The organism is Oceanobacillus locisalsi (assembly GCF_042675985.1).
GTDB classification, from domain to species: Bacteria; Bacillota; Bacilli; order Bacillales; family Amphibacillaceae; genus Oceanobacillus; species Oceanobacillus locisalsi.
This window is the reverse complement of record NZ_JBHTKK010000064.1, coordinates 1-795: the sequence shown is the minus strand read 5'-3', so window position 1 is coordinate 795 and position 795 is coordinate 1. Positions and strand designations below refer to the sequence as shown.

Annotated in this window: 1 protein-coding gene; it reads left to right on the top strand. The window is 43.0% G+C overall.

What is annotated here, in order from left to right; genetic code table 11:
• Positions 1-731: RNA-guided endonuclease InsQ/TnpB family protein (locus ACFQ19_RS20290; RefSeq protein WP_379594677.1), on the top strand; the 731-nt coding region annotated here is incomplete at its 5' end.
• Positions 732-795: the final 64 nt, after the last annotated feature.

Sequence of the window (795 nt, the reverse complement as noted above, 5' to 3'; positions counted from 1 at the left end):
ACCGATATAATGATGAAAGAGGGTATTTACCTATCGAGTTCAAACCGCTGTCTTACCGTGTCAGCCGAGAAGGATTGCACTGGTTCGTCAGCATAACGGTTGAGATACCCGATTCACCGGATTATTCAACACCTGTAAATGAGCCAATAGGCATTGACTTGGGTATTAAGACGTTGGCAACGGTCAGTGATGGCTCGGTGTATGTCAATATCAATCAAAAGCACGAAGTTAGAAAGATGGAGAAACGTCTACGAAGGTTGCAACGGCAGGTTTCTCGTAAATACAAAATGAATAAGGAGGGAAGCCGATATCGGAAAACGTGCAACATTATAAAAACCGAAAAAGAGATAGCAAGGTTGCAAACACGTTTGAACAATATCCGAACGAACTATATACATCAAATGACGAGTGAGATTGTGAGAACCAAACCATCCCACATTGTCATGGAGGATTTAAACGTTCGGGGTATGATGAAGAACAAGCACTTAGCTGACCACGTTGCAAAATGTAATTTTCGTGAAATCCGCAGACAACTGACTTACAAGGCAAATCAGTCGGGTGTTTCACTTGTCGTGGCAGACCGTTGGTATCCTTCGTCAAGAACATGTTGTGAGTGTGGTGTGATTGATAAAACACTGAAACTGTCAGATCGGAAGATGAAATGTGAATGTGGCAATCGAATCGACAGGGACATGAACGCTAGTATCAACCTTTCAAGATTAGCCGTATAGTCACGAACAAGACACGGCTAATATGTACCGTGAGTTACACGGGAATTAACGCCCTCGGAGTGTT